Origin of the sequence: Sphaerospermopsis aphanizomenoides BCCUSP55 (assembly GCF_001586785.1) — a bacterium.
GTDB lineage: Bacteria > Cyanobacteriota > Cyanobacteriia > Cyanobacteriales > Nostocaceae > Sphaerospermopsis_A > Sphaerospermopsis_A aphanizomenoides_A.
Genome location: NZ_LUFH02000179.1, coordinates 1 through 5,537 on the forward strand (window position 1 = coordinate 1; position 5,537 = coordinate 5,537).

General features: G+C 40.0%; 3 protein-coding genes, 1 pseudogene and 1 CRISPR repeat array. Of the genes and pseudogenes, 3 read left to right on the plus strand and 1 reads right to left on the minus strand.

Annotation, left to right across the window (positions count from 1 at the left end):
• Positions 1-116 precede the first annotated feature (116 nt).
• Positions 117-830: a GUN4 domain-containing protein gene (locus A0J48_RS25705; protein WP_200327409.1), complete on the minus strand. Its 714-nt coding sequence runs from the start codon at positions 828-830 to the stop codon at positions 117-119.
• A gap of 352 nt (positions 831-1,182) precedes the next feature.
• Between A0J48_RS25705 and A0J48_RS25710 the strand changes: the two genes are divergently transcribed.
• The 3 genes and pseudogenes from A0J48_RS25710 to A0J48_RS25720 all read left to right on the plus strand — a co-directional run bounded on the left by A0J48_RS25710 (position 1,183) and on the right by A0J48_RS25720 (position 4,423).
• Complete coding sequence (locus A0J48_RS25710) at positions 1,183-2,604, plus strand: NADP-dependent isocitrate dehydrogenase (protein ID WP_200327410.1); 1,422 nt, start codon at positions 1,183-1,185, stop codon at positions 2,602-2,604.
• Positions 2,605-2,772: 168 nt separating this feature from the next.
• Positions 2,773-3,348 (plus strand): annotated as a pseudogene (locus A0J48_RS25715) (Uma2 family endonuclease).
• Between the two features lie 352 nt (positions 3,349-3,700).
• On the plus strand, positions 3,701-4,423 hold the full coding sequence (locus A0J48_RS25720; RefSeq protein WP_234301168.1) for a superoxide dismutase: 723 nt from the start codon (positions 3,701-3,703) through the stop codon (positions 4,421-4,423).
• Between the two features lie 121 nt (positions 4,424-4,544).
• Positions 4,545-5,236: direct repeats of the CRISPR family, unit length 37 nt; unit sequence GTTTCAATCCCTAATAGGGAGTAAGTGAAATTTCAAC.
• Positions 5,237-5,537 lie beyond the last annotated feature (301 nt).

A 5,537-nucleotide genomic window follows, 5' to 3' on the forward strand; every position in this document is an offset into this window, starting at 1 on the left:
ATAGTTGGTGATTGGTGATTGGTGATTGGTAATCGGTAATTATTCCTCCCCATCTCCCCATCACCCCACCTTCCCATCTTCCCACACCCTACACCCTACACCCTACACCCTGTCACCTAGCCCCATGCAGGATGAGATAACAAAGAAGCTATGACCCGCACACCTCGTAGCTGATTAGAAAGGGGTAGATGACCTCTAGGGGCGCTTAAATCCCATGTAAATTCGTTGGGGTAGCGTGTCCATGTATTACCGTTCTTCCAGCCAATTTTTGACCATAAACCATCCCAATTTTTACCTAAGCCTAACCACATTTCTCGTTGTACGGAAAAGCCAAATTTGCCTTCCGAGTAGACTACCCAAAGATGATTAAGAGTTTGCAAATCCTGAATGGGAAAATTTTCTACCTCAGTAAAATATAACCATTTTCTTTGCACTGCTTGGGGACCTGCCAGTTCGCACATTTTTTGGATGGTCAAAAGGTCAGCAGCTTGGAACTCTTGACGGATGAGTAATTGTTGCAAAGAATTGTAACTGATCCCACAGTCTGATTTTAGAGGTACAATTCCTTCAGGAAAGTTAGTTTCCAGAAATTCCTTGGCTGTAGGTGCATCAGAGTTGTAGAGTGCTTGGAAGACTTTACCATCAATCCAAGTTGCTGGAGTGTCACGACGTTTCAGTAAAAATTCCTGCAACACCTCTAACCCTTCATTACCCAGTTCAGCTAACTGTGGGATGATTTGTTGTTGGACTTTTTGAGACCCAGCGATTAACTTTTGGCGCAGGGAGTCGATGTCATTAGCAGTGCCTGATACAATCATTGGGTCTGTCATGCCATTACTCGTGTTAGCGGTTCAGTAAACAAACGAATCAGCTATTGGGCATTCTACAAAATGAAGCACAGATAGCGAAAAGTAGTTTACTATTTTTCTTGATCGTACAAAATAGCGACGGTTTAACTGAAATCTACGTCTGAGCTACCAATAATTTACCAGGTAAAGCAGGGGATGATCTGCGCCTCAAAGAAAGGGCAGGGGAAGCAGGGGAAGCAGGGGAAGCAGGGAAGATGGGGAGATGGGGAGATGGGGAGAATAATATCTTATCTCTTCACTGTCACCTGTCACCTGTCACCTGTCACCTCTGACTCTTGAACTCCTTGATATTCTATTTGGAATGTGTGAAATTATGTACGAAAAGATTACTCCCCCGACAACTGGTGCAAAAATTACCTTCAAAAATGGTGAACCTGTTGTCCCTGACAATCCTATTATTCCCTTCATTCGTGGTGATGGCACAGGTATAGATATTTGGCCTGCAACTGAAAAGGTGATTGATGCTGCGATCGCCAAAGCATACAACGGCAAGAGAAAGATTAGCTGGTTTAAGGTTTATGCTGGTGATGAAGCTTGTGATTTATACGGGACATATCAGTATTTACCCCAGGATACATTAACAGCTATTCAAGAATATGGCGTTGCCATCAAAGGACCTTTGACTACTCCCGTGGGTGGTGGGATTCGTTCTTTAAACGTAGCATTACGCCAAATTTTTGACCTTTACGCCTGTGTGCGTCCTTGTCGTTATTACGCTGGTACACCATCTCCCCACAAAAACCCGGAAAAATTGGATGTAATTGTATACCGGGAGAACACAGAAGATATTTATTTGGGGATTGAATGGAAGCAGGGTAGTGAAATCGGTAATCGTCTGATTAAAATTCTCAATGAAGAATTAATACCTGCTACCCCAGAACATGGTAAAAAGCAGCTTCCTTTAGATGCTGGCATAGGTATTAAACCTATTAGTATTAGTGGGTCAAAGCGGTTAGTTAGACGTGCCATCAAACACGCTTTGACGTTGCCTAAAAACAAGCAACAGGTAACTCTGGTGCATAAGGGCAACATCATGAAATACACCGAAGGCGCTTTCCGGGATTGGGGTTATGAATTAGCAACTACGGAATTTCGCCAAGAGTGCGTGACAGAACGGGAATCTTGGATATTAGGAAATAAGGAAAAAAATCCTAATATTTCCTTAGAAGAAAATGCCAGAATGATTGACCCTGGTTTTGATGCTTTGACACCAGAGAAAAAAGCACAAATTGTCAAAGAAGTAGAAACAGTTCTTAATGACATTTGGGCAAGTCATGGTAATGGCAAATGGAAAGAGAAAATCATGGTCAATGACCGCATTGCTGATAGTATCTTCCAACAAATTCAAACCCGACCAGATGAGTATTCTATTCTGGCGACAATGAACCTCAACGGTGATTATTTGTCTGATGCTGCTGCCGCTATTGTCGGTGGTTTAGGCATGGGTCCAGGGGCAAATATTGGAGACTCCTGTGCGGTTTTTGAAGCTACTCATGGTACAGCACCAAAACACGCCGGGTTAGATAAAATTAACCCCGGTTCTGTGATTCTTTCCGGTGTGATGATGCTGGAATATATGGGTTGGCAAGAAGCCGCAGATTTGATTAAGAAAGGTTTAGGTGCAGCCATCGCCAATGGTCAAGTAACTTATGACTTAGCGCGGATGATTGAACCACCTGTAGAACCTTTGAAGTGTTCTGAATTTGCTGATGCAATCATCAAACATTTCGGTTAATTTCTATTAACTGTAGGGGCGGGGTTTCCCCGTCCTATTAATTATTAAAATTTAATTGTCTGAATCAGGATATCCAGGATTTAAGGATGAACAGGATTGAGAAATTGTATAAAAATCATGTTTGAGTCATAATATTAATATATCCTAGTCAGGAGAATAAAAATTTTTATGGTTATCAGTCCTTTAAAACTCAACTTAGACACTGTTAATTTAACCGATGAACAGATTTATCAACTATGTCAAAAAACAAGTGATTTGCAATTTGAACGCACTGCAACCGGAGAATTAATTATTATGCCACCAGTGGGAGGTGAAAGTGGTAATATAGAGGCAGAATTTATTATATATTTAGGTATTTGGTATCGGCAAACAAAACTCGGTTATACTATTAGTTCTTCCACTATATTTAAATTACCAAATGGTGCTGAACGTTCTCCTGATGCAGCTTGGATTAGACAAGAACGTTGAGAAGCATTAACCCCTGAACAAAGGCGAAAATTGCCCCCTATTGCACCAGATTTTGTCATTGAATTAAGCTCAGCAACGGATAGTTTAGAAAATCTGCGTCAGAAAATGCAAGAATATATGGATGCAGGGGTAAAACTGGGATGGTTAATAACTCCTCAACAACAGCAGGTAGAAATTTATCGTTTAGGACAAGATGTGGAATTACGCAATTTACCCACAGAATTATTAGGTGACGACATATTACCATGTTTTAGTTTGAGTTTAGATTGTTATTAAAACTTAAATACAGTGTGATATTTAGTGTTAAAATCTCTATTAATCAATTAGTGGATACAATAATACCTATTGCTGTTTTGAAACTATCTCCCAGTCAAATAAATCTACCTGCTGAAACTTCCCAAATCAAACAACTAAACTAAAACCTGTGAATAGTCGTCTTTAGACGACTTTTGCTATGAGACTCCGAATTAATTCGGAGGCGGATGTTGCTACTAATGCCAGATTTTAGTAACTCACCTCAAATTGTAGAGGGGTAAAACTCACCATTCCTAAATATGTTTTTGCAGTTATGATCTAAAACAGTGCCAATTATGAGCAAATCTACCACAATTTAACTGCAAACAAGATTATGAGTTTAAATCGTCGCCATTTCTTAGTTTTACTGGGTGCTAGTACAGGTGCTTTTATTTTAGATAGTTATGCTGCTGCGGAAACATCTCCAGCCAGCACACCAGCTATTCAACTTCCCCCTTTACCCTACGCTTACGATGCACTAGAACCGCATATTGATGCAAAAACCATGCAGTTTCATCACGATAAACATCATGCGGCTTATGTGAATAATTTAAATAAAGCATTAGATAAATACCCAAAACTGAAAACTAAATCTGTGGAAGCACTGCTGCAAAATCTCGATAATGTACCCGCAGATATTAGAACTACAGTTAGAAATAATGGTGGTGGTCATGTTAACCACTCCATGTTTTGGAAAATAATGACACCTAATGGTGGTGGTGAACCGACTGGAGAAATTGCAACTGCAATTAAAGATAATTTTGGCAATTTCGCAGATTTCAAAAAACAGTTTAATGAAGCTGGTGCAGGTCGTTTTGGTAGCGGTTGGGTTTGGTTAGTTAGCCGCAAAAACGGTAAGTTAGAAATCACAACTACAGCAAATCAAGATAGTCCTTTAATGGCAGGAAATTATCCGATTTTTGGTAATGATGTTTGGGAACACGCTTATTATTTAAAATATCAAAACCGCAGACCTGAGTATTTAGACGCTTGGTGGAATGTGGTTAATTGGGATGAAATTAATCAACGGTTTGCAAATGCTAAGAGGTTAGGGTAATTCGTAATTCGTAATTCGTAATTGTCCCAAGACCGAATAACACCGGTTTAGATCCAATGAACTCTGGTTCTGTGATTCTTGCCGGTGTGAGTGATGCTGGAATATATGGTTTTGAATCCCTGTTTCAATCCCTAATAGGGAGTAAGTGAAATTTCAACCATTGATTCGTCATTGGGTAGTGGCAGTATTTGGTTTCAATCCCTAATAGGGAGTAAGTGAAATTTCAACTACCTAGAACACGGAACGATACTATTACCACAGGAAAGATAAGTTTCAATCCCTAATAGGGAGTAAGTGAAATTTCAACCAGGAAGATATGGATAAAGCTGCAAGGGTGGAAGCCGTTTCAATCCCTAATAGGGAGTAAGTGAAATTTCAACCACAGTTAGCACCACTTAAACAAAAGTTAGAAGTTCTGTTTCAATCCCTAATAGGGAGTAAGTGAAATTTCAACAAATCTCAGCTAGTGGTCTTTTCAGGGTGAATTGGCTGTTTCAATCCCTAATAGGGAGTAAGTGAAATTTCAACAATTGTCTTTTTTGCCAATATTTTATCTCTTGTTGTTTCAATCCCTAATAGGGAGTAAGTGAAATTTCAACGGATTTTTGCCCCGTTCTGAAGGTAATGGAATTTTGTTTCAATCCCTAATAGGGAGTAAGTGAAATTTCAACATGTGCGGGAAAAGTCTCAATCAGCATAAATGAAACAGTTTCAATCCCTAATAGGGAGTAAGTGAAATTTCAACTAAAACCTCCCTTAAAGAAACCACTATGAACGTTTCAATCCCTAATAGGGAGTAAGTGAAATTTCAACTGCGGCATCCTGAAAGCCTATATATATGTAGTTTTCAAGGTTCGATTGCGCGGATGCTCTAATCATAGTCCATTTCAGAAATCGTGTCAAGAGCGAAAAACGCTGAAACCCTTGCTGTGTAAAGTGCGCGGGTGTGTCCAACATAAAAACAAGCTCAAACCATTGTCCAGATAGAGATACAGACATTTTTAGCAACATCTGATTTTTTACACCCACCCACCCGCGCAAAAATTCTCTCACCTGTCACCTGTCTGTGAGATGCTGAAACAGCAGGGGGAGCAGGGGATGCAGGGGAGGCAGG

Coding starts and splice junctions, on each gene's coding strand:
- A0J48_RS25705 (WP_200327409.1), bottom strand. CDS start 830: ATGACAGACCCAATGATTGTATCAGGCACTGCTAATGACATCGACTCC.
- A0J48_RS25710 (WP_200327410.1), top strand. CDS start 1,183: ATGTACGAAAAGATTACTCCCCCGACAACTGGTGCAAAAATTACCTTC.
- A0J48_RS25720 (WP_234301168.1), top strand. CDS start 3,701: ATGAGTTTAAATCGTCGCCATTTCTTAGTTTTACTGGGTGCTAGTACA.